Raw genomic sequence first — 19,956 nt, forward strand, 5'->3', positions numbered from 1 at the left:
CCCACCGATACGCCGCTGCGGATGTCGAGATGATGCGCCGGGGACTTGAGAAGGCGGGCGTCTCAGGCGACGGAAGCGCTTCTGGCCCAGATCGCCGTCGCCAAATATGCCGATGGCCTGCCGCTCTACCGGCAGGAGGCTATCTACGCCCGCGACAAGGTCGAGCTCGACCGCCAGTTGATGGCGCAATGGATGGGCAAGCTCGGCTTCGAGCTCGAGATCATGGCCGACTACATCTTCAGCGAGGTCAAGAAGGCCGAACGGGTCTTTGCCGACGAAACCACTTTGCAGACGCTCGCTCCGGGCTCCGGATCGACAAAGACGGCCTATTTATGGGCCTATGCCAGGGATGATCGAACGTTTGGCCGCAACGGTCCCCCGATGGTGGCTTATCGCTTCGAAGACAGCCGCTCCGGTGAATGCGCGGTCCGCCATCTCAATGGTTATCGCGGAATCCTGCAGGTGGATGGCTACGCCGCCTATAACAAGCTCGCGCGATCCGATCGCGGCAATGATTGCATCACAGGCTGGCTGCTGGTCACACTGCAGACGCAAGTTCTACGAGCTGCATGTTGCAGGGAGCTCAGAAGTGGCAACGGCGACGGTCGAGCGGATGGCGAAGTTCTGGCAGGTCGAGAAAACGATGCGCGGTCAAAGCCCCGACACTCGCGTTGCCGCGCGCCAGCAAGCCTCCGCGGCGATCGTCGCAGATCTCTTCGATCTCTGGCAGCAGACCTTGCGTCGGATCTTCGGCAAATCAAAACTGGCTGAGGCGATCCGCTATGCCGTCTCGCGCCGTGCCATCTTCGAACGATTTCTGACCGATGGTCGCATCGAGCTCGGTAGAGTCGACGACTGACGCGGTGGCTACAGGTTCCGAGGAGTTGCCGTTGGCCGGCAGCTTTCGCTGAGTGCCGGTGGCTCATTTCGGACCATGGCTCCGTTTCCAGTCGCCGCTCGTCAAACCGGACGTGCGGATTTCCCGCATCCGGCTTTCTCTCAACCCATCAAGCCTTCGCTCTCGGCACGTCGGCACGCGCTCTTGGGAGGCGGTAGAGGCCAAGCGTTTCATGCAGGTATTCCTGCGAGTAACGGTTGAAGCCCCGGCCACGTGCCCCGGTGCGCTGGACCAACCAATGACGCAGACGACGGTCGACGTATTGCCGAATGAGGTTGTAAGTTTCCACCACTGGACCTTGGTCGAAGTAGCCGCACCAGCCGCGTAGGAAGCGGTTGATGACAGCGACTGTGTTCTCCGGTGAGTCCGGATACCACTGACGTGTCGTGCGGTCGTGGACCTGTCTGAGCAATCGTCGAACGGCTTTCTTGGAAGGTCTTGTGCCAAGAAAGGCTTGACCTCCCTTTCCATAGAAGCGTCCGATCGTATACCCGAGGAATGTTACGCTATCCTCTGGGACCCGAGCGAGTCGCGTCTTGGTATCGTTCACCTCCAACCCGAGCCTGTTCATTAGCGTCTGCATCCGCGCCATTGCCGTCTCGGACGAACCGGGGCGACAGCAGATCACGAAGTCATCCGCGTAATTCACGATATGCGCATCGAGTTGATCTTGGTGTCCGTGTTTGCGCCAAGCCAGCAGAAACCGACGAAAGTAGAGATTCGCCAACAACGGGCTCAAAGGTGAGCCTTGTGGAGTTCCTCTTTTCTTCGTCCGAGCCTCCGCCGTCCTTGTGATCCGCCGGCCGTCCTTCTCGATAACCGCGACTGTCAGCCAGCCTTTGATCATCGAAAGAAGCCGACCATCGGCGATCCTGCGTGTGAGGCATTTCATCAGTGGTGCATGCGGAATCGAGGTGAAGTAATCCCTCAGGTCCGCATCGACGATCTCTGATCGCCGATGATCTCTGATGTGCCAGAACACGCGGCGCACTGCCATCTTGGCGTCCACCTTCGGGCGGAAGCCATACTGGTTCTCCAGCAGGTCCGCTTCGAAGATGGCGCCGATCACCAGCATCGCCGCCGTCATGACCGTTCGGTCTTTTACGGTTGGAATGCTGAGCGGTCGGCGTCCGCCATTGCTCTTCGGTATCCATACCCTCAGAAGGGGCTGCGGTCGGTAGTCACCCGCCGTCAGCTCCTGTCTGACATTTTCCAGCCATCGTTCGCGTCCCTCGGTTTCGATCTGAGCAAATGTGATGCCATCCGCCCCCGGCGACCCCCGGTTTGCTCGGCAGCGCCTGTAGGCTTCCTCCAGCACATCCAGTCTGCAGATTTTGTCCCAAAGAGAGTAGAATCGATAATCTGGTTCAGCCTTAGCTTTCGCCTGCAGCGAGGTCTGAAGTTTCTGAACGGATATTCTCGGTGTTACTAGAACCTATCTCAAAATTGAAGATCAGCGTCGATCGGCTATAAAGGAAAGATGATTCGGCTGACGGACGAGCAATGGGAGCGCATCCGGAAACACTTTCCGGAAGAGCACATTGCCGACGGCCGGCCGGGCCGGAAGCCGATTGCGACACGTCAGGTTCTCGAAGCCGCTCTTTGGATTTTGAACACGGGCGCGCAGTGGCACATGCTGCCGCAGTGCTATCCGAACTATAAGACCGTACACCGTCGCTTTCAGAACTGGTGTCGCAATGAAGTGTTGCGGCGCGTTCTGACCGATATAGCCAACGAACTTCGTGAGAAAGGCTTGCTCGACGAAGAGGAGTGTTTCATCGACGCGACCTTTGCGATGGCCAAAGGCGGCGGTGCAGAGATCGGCCCAACGAGGCGCGGAAAAGGCTTAAAAATCATGGCGATTGTGGATCGCCACGGTTTGCCGCTTTCAGTGAGCACGCATGCCGCGAACCATCACGAAGTGCGCTTGGTACAGCTCTGCTTCGACTTCTACATGATCGAGGCCAAGCCAGAGAACCTGATCGGCGACCGCGCCTATGACAGCGATTCGCTCGACGATGAACTGCGCTCACAAGGCATCGAGATGATCGCGCCACATCGTTCAAACCGAGTGAGGTCGCTCACCCAGGACGGCCGCAGGCTCCGTCGTTATACTCGGCGTTGGCTGGTCGAACGCTTCTTCGCCTGGATACAGTGGCGGCGGCGCCTGCTGGTCCGCTGGGAGTTCTATCCGCAAAACTTCCTCGGCTTCGTCCAGCTCGCTTGCCTGCTGATCCTGTTTCGACAATTTTGAGATAGGTTCTAGGTTCATCACCAATCGCCGTGTTCTCGACTACCGAAACCGGCAGCTTTACGTCTTGCCTGCCGAAATCGAAGTAGTCATACTCAACTTTGGCTGACCAGCCGGGCAGGAAGGCATACTCGATGCCCGCACCCAATGTGCCGCCAAATATGTTCTTGGTCGCTCGGCCATCGGCAGCACCGTTAGCAGCAAAGCCAGCCCCCAAGTTCGATGTAACGGCAAAGGACTGGTTGATGCCGATGCTGGAATCGGCCCAAGCTGCGCCGCCCTTGATGTAGACTAGGCCGCGGTCGCCCACCGTGACGCCGACCCGTCCGGTGATATCGGCAATCCATTTGGTGTCGTTCGTGCAGTTCAAGACCACAAAGCAGCCAGTGCGCCCCTTGATACCACTCCATAAAAAATCGCTTTCCACGCCGTAGACCATCACACCGGACTGGAAATTGTAACCGGCTTGTACGCCGCCGAGGAAGCCGTTCAGCTGCACCTGCGGCAATGGCACATTCAAATCGGCAGTGCCGCCGATGAGCTGGTTTACGGTCTGGTTGACGGGGGCGCCAATGAATGTATTGCCCACAGCGAGGTCGGTCTGGCTGGTACCCCAACCCGAGCCTACACTGCCGCCGATGTAACCTCCAGTCCAGCTGAAGAGAGGATAAACGGGAGCCGGCGCTTTGACGACAGGTGCCGCAGGCAAATCAGCAGCTAAACTTCCGCTCCCAAAAGCGATCGTCCCGAACGCAATGATGCTCGCGAGCGACAATTGCTTGTTGCACTTCATCCGAGAGTCCTCCTGCTGAGCACGGAAAAATATTGCGTAGCTTGTCCCCAAGTTGTGGTTAGCTCGATAGTTCGAGCTGGCAGGCAGATCACCTCTCCAATCTGGTAGGAGGCAGCATCTTGCTGCAACTGCGACAGCCGCTTCTTGCCGTGTCCATTCCAGAGAGGCGAGCAGGCTCTGCTTTCATGCTTGTACGACGGTGCTCAGCAATCCTTTCGCGAAGATCCGTGACACGGCCGAATAATGGGCTATTTTACAAAGCCACGTCGTGGTGATTCTCGCGGCCCTTGGCCGACGTATTGCGCGGTATATCGTTAATGGCTGGGCCTCGATTTGGCTGCGATTTCCACGTTCGCTCTTGATGCGACCCACCATCGGGAAGGGTAGGCTCGATGTCGACGACTCGTGCGTTTCATGTCGTTGTCGTCCGGGACGCGTAGAAGATGTATGTCCTTGCTCTGGTCACCCAAAAAGGCGGAAGCGGCAAGAGCACGCTGGCGGTCGGAATTGCAGTCGCAGCGTTGGGGAACGGGGAGCGCGTCGCAATTGTCGAGGCGGATCCACAAGGCACGATTTCAAAATGGAAAGAGCGGCGCCGCCATCCCGATCCCCGGGTCGTTCGGGTCGCTGATTCGGCCGAAATAGAACGGGCGCTCGTCAGCCTTGAAGCCGAGGGGATCTGGCTTACGGTTATCGATACCGCCGCCACGAACAATGCACTGGCCATGCGCGCCATCGCGAGGGCCGATCTTTGCCTGATCCCGGTGCGTCCGAGTCCCGCCGACATCGAAGCTGCGATACCGACGCTGATTGCTATTCGTAGGCTCAACCGCCGATTTGCTTTCGTCCTCGCTCAGACGCCACCGCGGGGCTGCCGCGTGAGTGAAGCCGCGACGTCGCTCAATTCGCTCGGGGTGCTCGCGCTTCCCTATGTCGGACAGCGCAATGACCATCAGGACGCGCTTGGGGCAGGATTAGGCGTGACGGAGTTTGCACAAGAGGGAAGAGCCTCGGAGGAAGTTCGTGAGCTGTGGCGCTGGATCTTGAAGAAGCTTGTCGAGGGGTCGTCAGATCATGAACCACACGCAAGAAACGAAAAAGCCGCGTACTAGGCAGACGCGCTGCGCGCGACGCTCGCTCGTGGAGCTTACCGCGGCGGCGAGCCGAGCCGTTGACGATGGCCTGTTTGTGCTGCCCCGCGGGATTGCTGCTTCCAATCTGCGATCGGAGCACTCAGGCCCGAATACGTCTGATCAAACAATTCTTGCAAGGCAAGCGACGGCTCCGAGTCCCGTTGCGGTGCTTGAATCTCGGAATGCGGCGGCGCCGCGCAAGGACGAACTCCTAGATTCCGACACTACCACCGAGATGATGGTGAAGGTTGCCGAAGACTCTCAAGACAGAGCTTCTGAAAACATCAAAGCCAGCCTGAATGCTGCCTTGGACCATGCAAACGGCCTCGTAGAGACGCGGGTGGGAGGCGAAGCGGCGTCGAAAACCGTCGTCGCTTCCGGACTTGAAAGCAATTTTTTGACCGTTCTCAAAGAAGCCGCAACGGGGTTTCGCGCGGATGCGGCCGAATTAATCATGCAGAAGGAACCAGCCGACAGCGCGGGACAGTCGCAACCGCGATATATGCGGCGGCTCACCGACGAGGCGGTCAGATTGCTCGACGATCTTCGGAGCGGCAAGCTGGAGAACCAGGCGAACTTCATCCTGAGCGAGTGCTTCAGGGAAGCCGCCAGCGCGTTCTCTATCATCAATCAGCAGCTCAAGCGCGACGGCTATCCCGCGAGCATTGATCCATCAATCTTCATTTGGCTTGCCAATATCACCGAACCGGAGACGCGTGACACCGGGACCAAGCGACTTGAGATCGTACCCAACCACCGAGGTCGTCCGAGCACGTACACGCGCCAGGTCGCTCAGTTCATCTGGCACCTTGTCGAGGGACAGGGCTGCGGGCGCCAGGCCGCATATCGGGCGGCGCTCACGAAGTTCTCCGTAACCGCGAGTTTCGTCGAGAACGCCTATGCGTTTTGGGAGCCGGTCTTCAAACGGGCGGGACCGCACGTGAGGATGCTGACCCGCATTTCAGATCCAGAAGTGTAAAGTGTCAATCGGCTTGCAAATTTGACCCTTCATCGGCGTCCAATTTTGACCCCTTTCCGCGGCGGGGTTTGCTGGTAGCGCTCGTCTCGTCGGAGCTGGCCGGGATAGCGGAGGCGAGACGAGCGCGGGTGGCGTGATCGTCGTCTCGGCTTTTGAACCGCCAGCTATCGTTGCCGGTCTCGACGATGTCGCAGTGATGGGTCAATCGGTCGAGCAACGCTGTGGTCATTTTGGCGTCGCCGAACACGCTGGGCCATTCGCCGAATGCGAGATTGGTGGTCACGATGACGGAGGCGCGCTCATAGAGCCGGCTGACGAGGTGGAAGAGAAGCTGGCCACCGGACTGGGCGAAGGGCAAATAGCCGAGTTCGTCCAGCACGATGAAGTCCATCCGGGTCAGATGCTCGGCAAGCCGTCCCTGCCGTCCATTGCGGGTCTCGGTCTCGAGGCGGTTGACGAGGTCGACCACGTTGAAGAAGCGGCCGCGGGCACCAGATCGGATGCAGCTTCTTGCGATGGCAATGGCCAGGTGGGTTTTGCCTGTGCCGGTGCCGCCGACCAGCACGACGTTGCGCTGTTGGGCGACGAAGCCGCCGCCAGCAAGATCATTGACGAGCGTCTGATTGATCGGCGTGCCGTCGAACTGGAAGTCGGCAATGTCCTTGGCAAGCGGCAGCTTGGCAATGGTGAGCTGGTATTTGATAGATCTGGCTTGCTTCTCGTTGATCTCGGCGGAGAGTAGATCGCCAACGATGCGCTGGGGTTCATGCTGACGTTTGACGGCAGTTGCCATGATCTCGTCGAAGGCAGCCTTCATGCCATAGAGCTTGAGCTCGCCCATGAGGTCGAAGATTTGAGTTCGTTCCATCAGTTGGTCCTCCGAAGGTTGTCGTAGCGGGCACAATCGGCGATTGGTGCATGACGGAGCGTCAGGGCGGCTGGCGTCATGATGTTGGCCGGCGGGGCTGGCTCACGTTGACGGGCCAGGATGTTGAGCACCACATCGGCGGAATGAACGCTGTGACTGAGCGCTTCGGCACAGGCCGCTTCCACCGCAGGCAGACCGTCAGTCAGCACCGCGTTGAGGATGTCGACCATCTGCCGATTGCCATCGTCGATGCTGGCAAGCTTGCGCCGGATCCGCTCGATCGCGGCCGGCAGCACCCAGTCCTTGAAGGGAGCGCCGTTGCGTAAGGCGCCGGGGTTGCGGGCGAGCACCGGCACATAATGCCAAGGGTCGTAGACGGTATCGCCGCGGCCAAAGGATCGCTGATGCTCGGCAACGATACGTCCATCCTGGCGGATCACGATGCGATCGGCATAGGCTTGAACCTCGACCGGTCGTCCGACTGCACTGGCTGCGACCGAGTACTTGTTGTTGTCGAAGCGCACCAGGCAGGTCTTCGAGACCGACGCCGTCACCGCATGGAAGCCGTCAAATCGCCCTGCATAGGGAACGAGCCTAGGGCGTTCGACTTCGAACACGTCCCAGATCGTCTGATCGACCAGTTCCGGATGGCGATGAGCCTTGGCGTAGGTGATGCATTTGTCGAGCAGCCAGGCGTTTAACTCGTCGAGGTTTTTGAACCGCAGACGCGGCGTGAAGAAGCGTTCCCTGACCAGCCCGACCTGGTTCTCAACCTGCCCCTTCTCCCAGCCAGACGCCGGCGTGCAGGCGACTGGATCGACCAGATAGTGGCTGCACATCTGCAAAAACCGGCGATTGTAAAGACGCCCTTTACCGACGAAGATCGTCTCCACGGCGGTCTTCATGTTGTCGTAGATGCCGCGGGTGCAGGTGCCCTTGAACAGCGCGAACGCTCGGTCGTGGGCGTCGAACACCATCTCCTGCGTCTCTCGCGGATACGCCCGGGCAAATAGCATACGGCTGTGGCAGAGCCGGACGTGAGCAACCTTCACGACCACGGTGGTTCCGCTCAACAGCACCACCTCATGGCTCCAGTCGAACTGGTAGGCTTCGCCTGGCGCAAAACTCAGCGGGACATAGGCCGCCGCGGTCGATTGCCCGCGTTCCTTGCTCCACCGCCTGGCGTAACGTCGCACCGCATCGTAGCCGCCGTCATAGCCGCGACCGCGCAGCTCTTCGAAGATCCGGATCAATGTCAGCTGCTCACGAGCCGATTTAGCCGCGTTCGCCGCAAGCAGCCCGTCAAGTTCGACTGCCCATCGTCCGAGCTTTGGCCGCGGCTGCACTTGCCGCTCATACTCGAAGGAGGTCTCTCCCGACCTCAGCACCTTCCGAACCGTGTTCCGTGACACCTTCAGGTCACGGGCGATCTCCTTGATCGTCTTGCCCTTGATGAAGTGCTCGCGCCGAATCCGCGCAATCGTCTCCACGACCAGCATCCTCCACCACCTGCTTTGTTACGAAGCAGGCAGCGCAACAGACCAACCTGTAGGGGGGCAATTTTGGACGCCGATCCCCCGGCTTAGGGGGTCAATATTGCAAGCCGAATGACACCATCGAAGGCAGCTGTGACTTTCTTGGCGTGAACGGCTGGAAACGAGGATGGCAGAATCGTATCATCGGTCATGGCGGGCGTGGTTTAAGGTGATGGGGTGGCTTCGCAACCGAATCCTACGCCGCATCAGCGCTTTACACCACGCTCGCCAGCCCTCAGGCGCACTCTTACGAATAAGACGGGCTAGCGCTCCATCTCGCCCATAAGAATTTCATCTGAGACGTATCGTGGATTGGAAATGACAGTCCGCATTTCCGCATTCTTGCCCTCGTCCGCAAACCGGAATCCCTTCTTGTAGAAAAATGCTGAAGCTCCTTCATCTTGAGAGAGAAGGGATAGCTTGGAAAGGCCCGCGGACTGCCTAGTATGATCGGCGACTTCAATCATAGCCGTCCCGACCCCTTTGTACCTCGACCGGCCGAGATTTTCTATGCTGAGAATTCGCAAACTGTTGCGCCCCGGCGCCACGGTCATCGCTCCCACCTTATTGCGTTCATTGGCATCAGTAAACAAAGAAACACTTTGGGCGTTGCCAATATTGCTACTTACTCTGTGTAGGCGGACTGACACACCTGTCCTCTTGTCAAAAGCGGAAGACGCTGGTCCAGCAGCTAAAGCGGCCGTAAAAGCAGCACCATCTGCGCCAGAAGTGCCGGCCAGCGCATCGCGCTGCTGGTCCACACTTTGCCCGTCGGAGGGCCAGTTGTTGTAATTGGTTCTCATCACAACGAGCTACTATTTGGACGAGCTGACAGAAAGCTGACAAAGCCGACGCATGAGCCGGTCCTTTACGAATAAGACGGGCTAGACTGCCGCTGGGGGTCACTCCGATGGGTGAAGCCAAGCGCAGACTTGAGGAAATGAAGGTGGCACCTTGTCGTTGTCGATCGGGGCGACAATCGGCTTCCTGCTGTTTTGATGGTGTTCGATGGCACAAGCCGGCTTCAGGGCTTGACCTTCGATCCGGCTCGCCCAGTACGACACTTGAACGCTGTTACATGCAGGAGCTGGGAAATTGCGAAGCGCCAATCTCCGGCGAGCATCTGATCAGCGAGGCTGTGATCGAAATACTTCGCGGGGACGGTAATTTCACGGCCTCTGGACTGCCTTGGCTCGAAGCAGGCGAAACAAAGGCGCTGGCTCCAAAGAATCTCACCGCGAACTGCCTTTGTAGACGACACAACAGCGCGCTGTCGCCGTTGGATGCCGCTGCCAAGATATTCTTTGCCGGCCTCAGGGACTGCTTGGAATCGAGCGAAGCCGTCTTGCCGTACTTGCTGTCCGGTCATGATGTCGAACGCTGGCTGCTGAAGACGCTCAAAGCTAACGAAACGGCCGCAGCCCATATCGGCGGCAAAGCGCCAGAAAAAGGTGCCGAGACCACTGGTCGGGAAGTGAGAATTGCTGTTCGATTGGTGGATCGTGGCGAGCGAGTTCCTCGACCCGGGCCCGCACCCGCTGCAGCGCGGCTTCCGCCGCATGGCGCTCACCAGCAGTTCCGGCCCCCACGAACAACGCCTCGATCTTCCGAAGCTTCTCGCGCAGCTGCGACTCGCTGTTCATTCTGATCCCGTTGCCCGCTCCGAACCGGGATCACCCCATCACCGCGCCCCGGCGGCGTCAATCATCCCGACCGCGCTATCCAGAGCATTCCGCGCAAGTCAAGCCCGGGAACCGGTGATCCTGTCGTGACGCTCACGTACAAGCTGCGTTTGATGTAGGGCAGAAGCGACTGCCTTGGTCGTGAACGCGTCCGACCGGAATTTTCGCAACGATTTCGACAAGAGCTGGTCGATCGACGTTGCAAACAGCGAGCTTGAGTGAGCGCGCGGCCTTTTTGGCCGCCGCCGCCTGGCGCTCCGGAAACCGGCCGGCCTTCGGCTTGCCGGTCGCGTCGATCCCGTAAACGATGATTGCCGAGGCGGAGAGTGTCTTTTGGTTCGTGAGATTGGGCTTGGCCATTTTGCCCTCCTGAAAAGCCGAAGGGGCCCGATTTGGGCCCCTTTCTGAAACGGCGTTGTCGCTGGTCCTGCGGGATGCTCCCGGCAATGGCGGTCTTGTCATTGGACGACTCCTTTGCTGAAGACGAGAAGAGCGTTCAAACAATCTCGTCGTAAGTATAATAAAGCATATCATCCAAAAGCGCAATGATTGCAATAATTTAGCTGCAGAAAAATTGCGCTTAAATAGAAGATAATTACTGTAATTTCCGCGCTTTTTTGGCACAATTACTGTAAACAATACACGACGAAAGATCGCATGACTTGCGATCATCAATATTGTTGCCGTTGCAGACGTTCAAACCGTCAGCAGCGCAGTAACGCCAAAGAGCGTGCTGAACAAAGCGCGGAAAATCCGCCGGAAAATTACGATCAAACTGGCGCGCGTCGATCTGTGCCGAGACGCGCCGCAAGACCTCGGCGCAGCCGCCGTCTGCATAGCAACGGGGACCGTACGGATGAACCATGCCAAGTTGCTCCAAAATCCCGGTTCGGACCAGAAAGTTGTGAACCAGCCGATCCACGACGATCATGGCAATGCCAACTGCATACCAATCAGGACGGGCCTCGCGATCCGCCATCAAAACGGATGAAAGCGTCATCGTCAGAACCTTGTCCGAAACCCCAAAAACATGACGGGTCGGACCGACTAACCTGTCTTATTCGTAAGAGGCGCCCGAGAGGCTGGCGAGCGTGGTGTAAAGCGCTCATACGGCGTAGGATTCGGTTGTGAAGCCAACCCCATCACCTCCAACCGCGAACGCCACGCCCGCCATGACCGACGATACGATTCCGCCCTTCTCGTTTCCAGCCATTCACGCCAAGAAAGTCACAGCTGCCTTCGATGGTGGGCGCCTAACCTCGAACGGGGGCGTGATGCTTCTGGCGATGGCCGAGCGGCGTCTCGGCTTGGCCGACAATCTGGCCCGGGTGTTCCCGGATCGGCGCGATCCGACGCGGGTCGTGCACAGCCTTGTCGATATGAAGGAGGAGCTTGGACTTGATCACTTCGAAGGGCGATCATGGCAAGGTCTTCATCGCCACGCCCTTATGACAATGATTGCCTACGCCTTCCTGCAACATCGTCGCCTCGCATACGCGGGGCGGAAAAAAAAGAATCAACGGGCCTCCGCCTCAACCAACCATGCCCGCCGCACGCCATGCCATCGTCGATCTCATCCTTCGGCCGCCGCCTCAGCAATGCCCATATTGCCGAAAGCAAATCCTTGAAAAGCAGTGGCGCAAACGCATTCTGTTCGCGGTAGGGACACCCATCACTGGGCGCCCCCCGCGCAGATCCCGGCGAGCCCAATTAAGGCACCGGGCTCCTACCTCGGGTGTTTGACGGCGAAGCGCAGCTTCGGCCATGGATGAAGGATGCGAGCCTTGGGGAGCCAGTCATCGGTGATCTGCGTTATGCGATCCCAGGTCAGACAGGTCCGCTGACTGCGCCGCCGAAGCGTCCGCCTCCAGAGATCGGTCAGATAGAACCGAAACGCATTGAGCGCTCGGCCATTCGTCGGGACAGCAAAGTACGCAAAGTGGCCGGTCAAGACCTGCCTCAGCCATTTCCCTTGTGCAGGGATCGGCCAGTGCATTCGGCGCCTTAGCTCCTCCTTGATTTCGCGGAGTTTGGTTCGCAAGCGGTCGCTACGGGTCTTCCGTTGAAGCTGGAAGCGCCCTTGGCGTGATTTGCCGCAGATAAACGTGAACCCCATGAACGCAAAGGTTTCCGGCTTTCCGAGTCCGCGCTGCTTGCGTTGAGCCGCCGCATGGCGACCAAACTCAATCAGGCGGGTCTTGGCCGGATGGAGCGTCAGCTCGAACTCCTCCAGTCTCGCGCGCATCGCGTCAAGGAAACGACGTGCGTCATCCTCGCGCTCAAAGCCGACTACTACATCGTCCGCGTAACGCACGATGATCATGCCGCCGGAGACCTCGCGCTGTCGCCGGCGTTTGGCCCACAGGTCGAGAGCGTAGTGCAGGTAGATGTTGCCGAGAAGCGGTGAAATCACCGAACCTTGACCCGTTCCCCTGTCATCAGCGGCTACGACGCTGTCTTCGAGAACACCCCCGCCTTCAGCCATTTCTGAATGAGGCGGATGATGCGCTTGTCGCCGATCCTATGTTCCAAGAAGCGAACCAGCCAAGGTTGACTGACTGCGCCAAAGAAGTTTTGGATGTCGGCGTCAATGATCCAGTTCACGTTCCGCGTCTCGATCGCTGTGCAGAGCGCGTCCAACGCATCATGTGGTCCTCTGCCGGGCCGAAACCCGTAGGAAAAGCCACAGAAGTCTCCTTCGTAGATGGCGTTGAGCACGATGACGGTTGGCGCCCTGGACGATTTTGTCTTCGAGAGCCGCGATCGCTAACGGGCGCTGCTTGCCGTCTGCCTTTGGTATGTACGTCCGGCGAGACGGTTGCGGGCGATACGCTCCTCGTTGGACCCGTTTGTGCAGATCGGCGAGCCGGGGCTCGAGATCTTCCTCGTAGTCCTCCCACGTCATGCCATCCACTCCGGGAGCAGCCTTACGCCTGAGCGCAAAGAACGCCGCCCGCAGTGTATCGACATTGATGTGGTGAAAGAGCGCGGTGAACCGGTCCTTCTTCCTCAGCCTTGCGGCTGTCCGTACGCGGTCCAGCGACTGGGTCATGCGAGCCCGGCCCTGTGTCCGGTGCATGCGCTGCTGTTCCGCGTTTCCCTTGGTCCCCGGCCTTGGCTCCGCCCACTCCGCCGCCAGTAATCCGGCTTTGTTCGTTGGCTTCTCAGCTACTATGCCAGAGTCAGACTTCTCCGTGTCGTGCATCAGCGGCTACAGCTCCTCGCCTTCCCGCTGCGGACCATCTCCTCCGAGAAGGAAGATGGCCGACCCGGAGATATCCCGGTTCCCGTACAAGGAGCTTCCATACATGCCAGGGTCTACGACCACGCCGGGTTGGACGGGTGCTCGCGTTTGCGCACTCGCCCATATTGCCTTCCGCTCTTTGGACAGCGTCGGCTCCCGAGATAACACTGTTTCGCGGCTCAATGGCTGGCCTGCATGCTCCCCTACCGACGCTTCGCCGACACCCTCGCGGACGCCTGCGCACGGCTCGGGGCCGATGTGGTTCGCTACACCTTCATCGCAATGGACTTCCACCATCTATTCCTTGCCGGTCTCCCGGCGCACCCAAAGTAGTGATAGGGCTTCAATATCGCTGCGCGTGCGATTGTAGACGATGAGATGATGGCTAGCCTTTAGCAGGTTCCGCGCCATTGGCGCACCCATGTGGCCAAGCCCGATGAAGCCGAGGTCCATCGCAGGCATCGTCAACTAATCGATCGCCGAGCTGAAGGAGGCGAGTCTCAGAGGTCGAGAGTCGGCGATAGCGCTTGTCCTGGAGATCTCGCGCCAAGTCGCAAAGGCTCGTTCGCGCGAAGCTCGACGGAAGTCGGCCGTGACGGCTCCGGGATAGGGGATGTGGAAAAGGTTCGCGACCTGATCGTGAACTGACAGAAACCGTTGAGCCTGATGGGGACGATTTTAAACGCTTCATGATCCGCTCGCGTCGCCGCGTCGGCTGATGAGAATTCTCGGCCCGATTGTTGAGAGCTTTGTGCTGGCGATGTTCGACGTGAAAGCCCATCTTCGCCCTCGCAGCGCCGTACGAACGCAGCTTATCCGTGATCATCACGCGCGGCGGCGTGCCGGCGGATTTCAAGAGCTTCTTCATGAGCCGCTGGGCAGCGCGCGAGTCTCTCTTCGGCGCTGGATCAAGACGTCGAGAACGAAGCCATTCTGGTCGACAGCGCGCCAGAGCCAATGTTGTTCGCCCGCGATCGAGATAACGACCTCGTCCAGATGCCATTTGTCACCGCGGGTGGGAGCGCGCTCGACGGATCCGATCGGAGAACAGCTTGCCGAATTTCCGTCCCCCCTGGCGCACGGTTTCATAGGTCATGCCAATGCCACGCGCCGCCAGCATTTCCTTGACCAAGCGCAAGCTTAAGGGAAACCGGAAATACAACCACCGTTCATGATGAAGGATTTCGCACAAAACCCGAATGCGCAAGTGGCAGGACTGGCGATAGCAGGACCACTCCGAACACCGTCATCCATGGGCGGAGGTCAAAATCCATCCCTGCAACGAACCTGCTTGTCTTGTCATGCATTTCCCCTGTCGTGACATGCTTGTTGTCGGCCAAAATGCTACAGAGTTTACCTTCAGTCCACGGATGTGGCCGATCCACCGCGGTAGCGACGTCCGTCAAATTCCCATGTGACTTCGCCTGCTTCTAATCAGACGGGCGCAGCCAGAAACGCGTAGCCTTCACGAAGAAGGCCCATCGAATAGTCGCGGCCATGCTCCGGTTTGCGCTCTTCCCGGCAAATGGCGTATGCAATGTCGTATACGCGCCCGACTCTTTCTTCGCGGCGTCGGCAATAGGTCTTGAGCGCAGTCTCCAGATCGTCGTTGCGATTCAGTTCCTGGGCCAGAACCAGCGCATCCTCGATCGCCATTCCGCCGCCGGATGTCATTTGCGGCATCAACGAATGGGCAGCATCGCCGAGCAGCACGACACGGCCACGGTGCCAGGGGGCTGGCATCATCAAGACATCAAATGGGCGGTAGCTTATGTGCTTGTCTTCGCCGATCACCTCGGCAGCCGCGACCAGTTCGGGCGCCGTAAAGGGGGCGAGCAGGTTACGGAGATAGTCGCACACCCGATCTTGCGGAATACGAAGCTTTTCGTCCGTGCTTTCCAGGAAGAATAGATAGCACAATTCCTTCGATAGCGGCAGCGCGCCAACTACGCGGCCCGTCGGAAGGCGGTACAGGACGAAGCCATTCATCGCCTCGGTGCGAGAAACCGTATAACGCCATACCCCTTGGCCGGCGTAGTGCGGCTTGAACTCGTCGCCGAAGATGCTCTGGCGGATCTTGGAATAGACTCCATCCGCAGCGATCAGCAGATCGGCGCGATCTGTCTCGCCGTTCGATAGCTGAACCGTCACCCCTCGATCGTCCTGATCAATACGGGTGATCGTTGTGTTGAAATCGATTTTCGCGCCGCTCTTCGTCGCAAAGTCTTCCAGAATCTGTCCCAGACGTGGCCGCATGAGTCCCAGTGCGGCTGGACGATCAGCGTCCCAAATTCTTGGTGAGGACTGTTCGCTCAGAATCGTTCCCGCGCCATCGCGTACCGACACGGTATCCCAACCAAGGCCGCCTTCGAGGCAGGCATCCACCAATCCCAATTCGGCAAGTGCCCGCAAGGCATTCCCCAGCAGCGTGATACCGGTGCCGATCCGGTCACGCTTATCTCCCATCTCAATGACTCTGGTAGATACGCCTATCCGCTGAAGCGCATGGGCGACCGTCAAGCCGCCAATCCCGCCACCTACGATGAAAACCTTCTTCACCGCGCCCATTTCTCCTCCTCCACTTGTTGGTATCTTTTTTATTTCTTGGCGATCACCCCCCGGGGGCCGCCGCGTTCTATGAAAAGCATTGTATTCTGTAACCTACCAATCCTGCTCTCGCCGAGCACCACCAAGCGCAACACCGATCCCGCTTACATCCATTTCAATGACGTCGTCGGGCTCGATCCGCTCGTCCAAAGATCGGCACACGACTACCCATCGCGCGCTAGAGCGAGACCGCAATGTACTTTGGTTTCAAGGTATTCCTTGATGCCTTCGGTTCGAGCCTTCACGACCGAGGCCGCTTGCCTTGCTGCCACCGAAGGGCGCCGCCCGATCGGACGCAAGTCCTCTGTTCAGCGCGACCATGCCGCTCTGCATTTGCCCGGAAAGGCGCAAACCACGCTTCAGGTCCTCGGTGTAGACGTAGGAAATCGGCCCAAATTCGGTGTCGTTGGCCAACTTCACGGCGCGCGCCTCATCGTCGAAGGGTGTTCGCCGTCAGGACCTGTGAGACAAATTGAAGGATTTTGCGGAGGGAGGATTTCTGGTTCATCGTAGCCACCAGGAGCGAAGATGAAGCAGAAATCCGTACCGGGCAAAGTGCCGCAGAACAAGTTCTAAAAGACATTCTGCGACAAACCCGCCGGCATTATTCGTCGGAGGAGAAGATCCGCATTGTGCTGGAAGGATTGCGCGGCGAGGAAAATATCTCCGAGCTCTGTCGCCGCGAGGGCATTGCCGCCTCGATGTATTACGGCTGGTCCAAGGAGTTCCTCGAGGCCGGCAAGCGCCGCCTGGCGGGCGACACGGCACGAGCTGCGACCTCCGGCGAGGTGAAGGATCTCCGCCGGGAGACTGTTGCCCTGAAGGAGGCCGTAGCCGATCTGACCCTGGAGAACCGTCTGCTCAAAAATAGCATGAACGGGCTCTATAGGTGAATGCTCCGCATTCACCTGTCGGGTGAGAGAGGGGGAGGACGAGGCATGAGGTATCCCGCCTCTGAGAAGGCCGAGATCATCCAGCAGGTCGAGCAATCGCATCTTCCCGCCAAGCGCACGCTGGACAAGCTCGGTATCCCGCGCGCCACATTCTATCGCTGGTATGATCGCTACCGCGAGGGAGGCGTTGAAGCGCTGGCCGATCACCGGTCTCGACCAGACCGGGTCTGGAATCGCATCCCCGACGATGTGCGGGGTCAGATCATCGACCTGGCGTTGGAGTTGCCTGAGCTGTCGCCACGCGAGCTGGCCGTGCGGTTCACCGACGAACGAAAGTACTTTGTATCCGAGGCCTCGGTCTACCGGCTGCTGAAGGCAGAGCTGGCCCCGCAAATTCGGACAGTAGCTTGAGTGGATTTTCTGCCTGACAGCGGCGAGGATTCTTGCTGCGAATCAGGAGCGAAGATGACGAAGAAGAGCCGCCGGACGCATTCTCCGGCATTCAAGGCGAAGGTTGCTTTGGCTGCGGTCAAAGGCGACAAGACACTGGCGGAGCTGGCGCAACTGTTTGATGTTCATCCGAACCAGATCACGATCTGGAAAAACCAGCTCCTGGAAGGCGCCGCCGGCGTGTTTGGGCATGACAAGACATCGGCCGAGACGCCGGTCGATTTGAAGGCGTTACATGCCAAGATCGGCGAGCTGGCGTTGGAAAACGATTTTTTGTCCGGCGCGCTCACCAAGGCGGGCCTGCTGAGCGCAAAGCGATGATCGACCGCGGTCATGATCTTTCTATCGTGCGCCAGGCGAAGGTCCTGAAGCTGGCTCGCAGCACGGTCTACTATGAACCTCGGCCAGTTTCGGCCGAGGACCTTGCCTTGATGCGTCGGCTCGATGAGCTGCATCTCGATTATCCCTTCGCGGGAGCGCGTATGCTGCGATCGTTGCTGCGGCGGGAGGGCGTATACGCCGGTCGCCGCCACATCGCGACGCTGATGAAGCGCATGCGGATCGAGGCGGTCTATCGTCGCCCGAACACGAGCAAGCCGGCTCCGGGTCACAAGATCTACCCGTACCTGTTGCGCGGATTGAAGATCGAGCGGCCCGACCATGCGTGGGCAATGGACATCACCTACATTCCGATGCGGGTGGCTTCGTCTATCTCGCGGCGGTCGTCGATGTGTTCAGCCGACGGGTCCTGGCCCATCGCGTCTCGATCACAATGGAGGCGGCCTTCTGCGTCGAAGCGGTCCAGGAGGCGCTGGCGAAGCACGGCAGGCCCGAGATTTTCAACACGGATCAGGGCAGCCAGTTCACCAGCCTCGAGTTCACCGATGTGCTGCTGGACGTGCGCGTTTCGCGGGATCGTGAGCGCGGATTTCAGGGGATCGTGAGCAGAGATTTCAGACGATCGTGAGCAACGATTTCGCGGGATCGTGAGCAAGGCTTTCGGAGCCTTGCAGCGCTTCGGCCGACAACTCAACCGGCTTAGGGATGACCTCGTGGTTAACGAGGAAGCCCAATGCCTACCCAGAGATTGTCGATGCGCCGGATCAAGGAAGTCCTTCGGTTAGAACATTTTCAAGGCCTGCCAGAGCGGGCCATCGCGCGGAGCGTGGGCGTCAGCAACGGCGTTGTGCACAGCTACCTGAGCCGCGCCCGCTCTGCTGGGTTGAGCTGGCCGCTTCCGGAGGGAATGACCGATGAAGACCTGGAGCTTTTGCTTTTCCCAGCCCCACGACCAGCGTCTCAGAGCCCGCAGCGGCCGGTGCCCGACTGGAGCTACATCGATAAGGAGCTCCGCCGGCGCAACGTAACCCGTCGCCTGCTCTGGGAGGAGTATCGCGCCGTTAATCCCGACGGTTTCGGGTACACGTGGTTCTGCACTACCTACGAGGCCTGGAAGGGGCGGGTCCGACCTTCGATGCGGCAGATTCATCTGGGCGGCGAGAAGGTGTTCGTGGATTTCGCCGGCGACACCATCGACATCGTCGATCCCCTGACCGGGGAAGTGCAGCCGATGAAGCTGTTCGTCGCGGCGATGGGCGCTTCGAACTACACCTACGCCGAGGCCTGCCCCAGCGAGAGCTTGGCCGACTGGATCCGGGCCCACGTCAACTTGTTCACGTTTTTGAGCGGTGCGCCGACGTTCGTGGTCTGCGACAACCTCAAAGCCGCCGTCAGCAACCCCGACCGCTACGATCCCGGCCTCAATCGCACTTATGCCGAGATGGCGAGCCATTACGGCACGGCCATTCTCGCCGCACGGCCGCGGCGCCCAAAAGACAAGGCGAAGGTCGAGGTCGCGGTGCAAATCGCCCAGCGCTGGATTCTGGCCCGGCTGCGCAATCAGCGCTTCTTTTCCCGGGCCGAGCTCAACGCCGCCATCAAGACACTCGTCGACGAACTCAATGCTCGTCAAATGCGTGGCTTCGGCTCAAGCCGCGCCGAACTGTTTGCCGAACTCGACAAACCCAAGCTAACCCCGCTGCCAGATCAGCCTTATGCCTTCGCACGCTGGAAGCGCTGCCGCCTCGCTCCCGATTATCATGTCGAGGTCGACGGCCATTGGTACTCCGCGCCGTATCGTCTGATTGGCGAGCTGGTCGATGCCCGTATCGACGATCGGACGGTCGAGATCTTCCACAAGGGCCAGCGGATCGCCAGCCATGCCCGCGCGCCCAACCGACGCGGACACACCACCATCGCCGACCACATGCCCAGCGCCCATCGCCGCTACGGCGAATGGACCCCCGCCGCGGTGATCGCCGCCGGCGAGCGGATCGGTCCTTCGACAGCAGCGTTTTTCCAGGCCGTGATCGACGCCCGGCCCCATCCAGAACAAGGCTTTCGAACCTGCCTTGGCATTCTGGCGCTCGTCAAAAGCTACGGCGCCGAACGCCTCGACGCAGCCTGCCGGAGGGGCATCCTCATCAAGGCGCGCTCCGTCGCCTCGATTAGATCGATCCTCCAGAACGGCCTCGATCGCACGTTCTTCGACGAATCTTTCGAGCACCAGCCCCTGCGCCACGGCAACATCCGCGGACGCGACTACTTCCACTGAAGCAAGGAG

Annotated in this window: 15 protein-coding genes and 8 pseudogenes; 9 read left to right on the top strand and 14 right to left on the bottom strand. The window is 59.3% G+C overall.

Annotated features, from left to right (window positions below; genetic code table 11):
• Positions 1-69: 69 nt before the first annotated feature.
• Positions 70-841: pseudogene (gene tnpC, locus ACVJ19_RS09565) on the top strand (IS66 family transposase); the annotation flags it as partial.
• Between the two features lie 166 nt (positions 842-1,007).
• Here the strand turns inward: tnpC and ltrA are convergent.
• Positions 1,008-2,216: a group II intron reverse transcriptase/maturase gene (gene ltrA / locus ACVJ19_RS09570; RefSeq protein WP_224518278.1), complete on the bottom strand. Its 1,209-nt coding sequence runs from the start codon at positions 2,214-2,216 to the stop codon at positions 1,008-1,010.
• 162 nt (positions 2,217-2,378) lie between these two features.
• Here ltrA and ACVJ19_RS09575 point away from each other — a divergent pair, with 162 nt between their 5' ends.
• Entirely contained in the window at positions 2,379-3,152 is a 774-nt protein-coding gene (locus tag ACVJ19_RS09575; protein WP_014498128.1) for an IS5 family transposase, read from the top strand.
• A gap of 10 nt (positions 3,153-3,162) precedes the next feature.
• Here the strand turns inward: ACVJ19_RS09575 and ACVJ19_RS09580 are convergent.
• Positions 3,163-3,942 (bottom strand): annotated as a pseudogene (locus tag ACVJ19_RS09580) (outer membrane protein); the annotation flags it as partial.
• A 443-nt stretch (positions 3,943-4,385) separates the two neighbouring features.
• Between ACVJ19_RS09580 and ACVJ19_RS09585 the strand changes: the two are divergent.
• Positions 4,386-5,054 (top strand): AAA family ATPase, encoded by a 669-nt coding sequence (locus ACVJ19_RS09585; RefSeq protein ID WP_011090916.1) that lies wholly within the window; start codon positions 4,386-4,388, stop codon positions 5,052-5,054.
• Positions 5,017-6,054 (top strand): hypothetical protein, encoded by a 1,038-nt coding sequence (locus tag ACVJ19_RS09590; protein ID WP_011090917.1) that lies wholly within the window; start codon positions 5,017-5,019, stop codon positions 6,052-6,054. Before ACVJ19_RS09585 ends, ACVJ19_RS09590 begins: the two co-directional genes overlap by 38 nt.
• A gap of 4 nt (positions 6,055-6,058) precedes the next feature.
• Here ACVJ19_RS09590 and istB read toward each other — a convergent pair whose 3' ends face one another.
• From istB to ACVJ19_RS09620, 6 genes and pseudogenes are all read right to left on the bottom strand, one after another.
• Complete coding sequence (gene istB, locus ACVJ19_RS09595; RefSeq protein ID WP_011090918.1) at positions 6,059-6,922, bottom strand: IS21-like element helper ATPase IstB; 864 nt, start codon at positions 6,920-6,922, stop codon at positions 6,059-6,061.
• Positions 6,819-8,421: pseudogene (gene istA, locus ACVJ19_RS09600) on the bottom strand (IS21 family transposase). Before istA (ACVJ19_RS09600) ends, istB begins: the two are co-directional and overlap by 104 nt.
• Before the next feature lie 299 nt (positions 8,422-8,720).
• A complete protein-coding gene (locus tag ACVJ19_RS09605) occupies positions 8,721-9,260 on the bottom strand; it encodes a GNAT family N-acetyltransferase (protein WP_014498653.1) in 540 nt (179 codons plus the stop codon).
• A gap of 600 nt (positions 9,261-9,860) precedes the next feature.
• A complete protein-coding gene (locus ACVJ19_RS09610) occupies positions 9,861-10,100 on the bottom strand; it encodes a hypothetical protein (protein ID WP_018269532.1) in 240 nt (79 codons plus the stop codon).
• Positions 10,101-10,232: 132 nt separating this feature from the next.
• Positions 10,233-10,499 carry a hypothetical protein gene (locus ACVJ19_RS09615; protein WP_014498652.1) on the bottom strand — a complete coding sequence of 89 codons (267 nt, stop codon included), beginning with the start codon at positions 10,497-10,499 and terminating at the stop codon, positions 10,233-10,235.
• Between the two features lie 235 nt (positions 10,500-10,734).
• Entirely contained in the window at positions 10,735-11,139 is a 405-nt protein-coding gene (locus tag ACVJ19_RS09620; RefSeq protein WP_011090921.1) for a hypothetical protein, read from the bottom strand.
• Between the two features lie 172 nt (positions 11,140-11,311).
• Between ACVJ19_RS09620 and ACVJ19_RS09625 the strand changes: the two are divergent.
• Positions 11,312-11,521, top strand: a pseudogene (locus tag ACVJ19_RS09625) (transposase); the annotation flags it as partial.
• Positions 11,519-11,767: pseudogene (locus ACVJ19_RS09630) on the top strand (IS701 family transposase); the annotation flags it as partial. The pseudogenes ACVJ19_RS09625 and ACVJ19_RS09630, both read left to right, overlap by 3 nt.
• A gap of 98 nt (positions 11,768-11,865) precedes the next feature.
• Here the strand turns inward: ACVJ19_RS09630 and ACVJ19_RS09635 are convergent.
• From ACVJ19_RS09635 to ACVJ19_RS09660, 6 genes and pseudogenes are all read right to left on the bottom strand, one after another.
• Positions 11,866-12,624 carry a reverse transcriptase domain-containing protein gene (locus ACVJ19_RS09635; RefSeq protein WP_011090923.1) on the bottom strand — a complete coding sequence of 253 codons (759 nt, stop codon included), beginning with the start codon at positions 12,622-12,624 and terminating at the stop codon, positions 11,866-11,868.
• Positions 12,585-12,857 (bottom strand): reverse transcriptase domain-containing protein, encoded by a 273-nt coding sequence (locus ACVJ19_RS09640; RefSeq protein ID WP_014498649.1) that lies wholly within the window; start codon positions 12,855-12,857, stop codon positions 12,585-12,587. Before ACVJ19_RS09640 ends, ACVJ19_RS09635 begins: the two co-directional genes overlap by 40 nt.
• A gap of 823 nt (positions 12,858-13,680) precedes the next feature.
• On the bottom strand, positions 13,681-13,836 hold the full coding sequence (locus ACVJ19_RS09645; RefSeq protein WP_018269530.1) for an NAD(P)-binding domain-containing protein: 156 nt from the start codon (positions 13,834-13,836) through the stop codon (positions 13,681-13,683).
• A 15-nt stretch (positions 13,837-13,851) separates the two neighbouring features.
• A pseudogene (locus ACVJ19_RS09650) lies at positions 13,852-14,590 on the bottom strand (IS6 family transposase).
• 227 nt (positions 14,591-14,817) lie between these two features.
• On the bottom strand, positions 14,818-15,951 hold the full coding sequence (locus ACVJ19_RS09655) for an FAD-dependent oxidoreductase (protein ID WP_453949208.1): 1,134 nt from the start codon (positions 15,949-15,951) through the stop codon (positions 14,818-14,820).
• A gap of 246 nt (positions 15,952-16,197) precedes the next feature.
• Positions 16,198-16,410, bottom strand: coding sequence for an aldehyde dehydrogenase family protein (locus ACVJ19_RS09660; protein ID WP_014498644.1), 213 nt, complete (start codon positions 16,408-16,410; stop codon positions 16,198-16,200).
• Between the two features lie 108 nt (positions 16,411-16,518).
• Here ACVJ19_RS09660 and ACVJ19_RS09665 point away from each other — a divergent pair.
• The 3 genes and pseudogenes from ACVJ19_RS09665 to istA (ACVJ19_RS09675) form a co-directional block, all read left to right on the top strand.
• Positions 16,519-17,264: pseudogene (locus tag ACVJ19_RS09665) on the top strand (helix-turn-helix domain-containing protein); the annotation flags it as partial.
• 84 nt (positions 17,265-17,348) lie between these two features.
• A pseudogene (locus tag ACVJ19_RS09670) lies at positions 17,349-18,243 on the top strand (IS3 family transposase); the annotation flags it as partial.
• Positions 18,244-18,405: 162 nt separating this feature from the next.
• Positions 18,406-19,947, top strand: coding sequence for an IS21-like element ISFK1 family transposase (gene istA, locus ACVJ19_RS09675; protein ID WP_011090936.1), 1,542 nt, complete (start codon positions 18,406-18,408; stop codon positions 19,945-19,947).
• Positions 19,948-19,956: the final 9 nt, after the last annotated feature.

Source organism: Bradyrhizobium sp. USDA 376 (assembly GCF_054063675.1).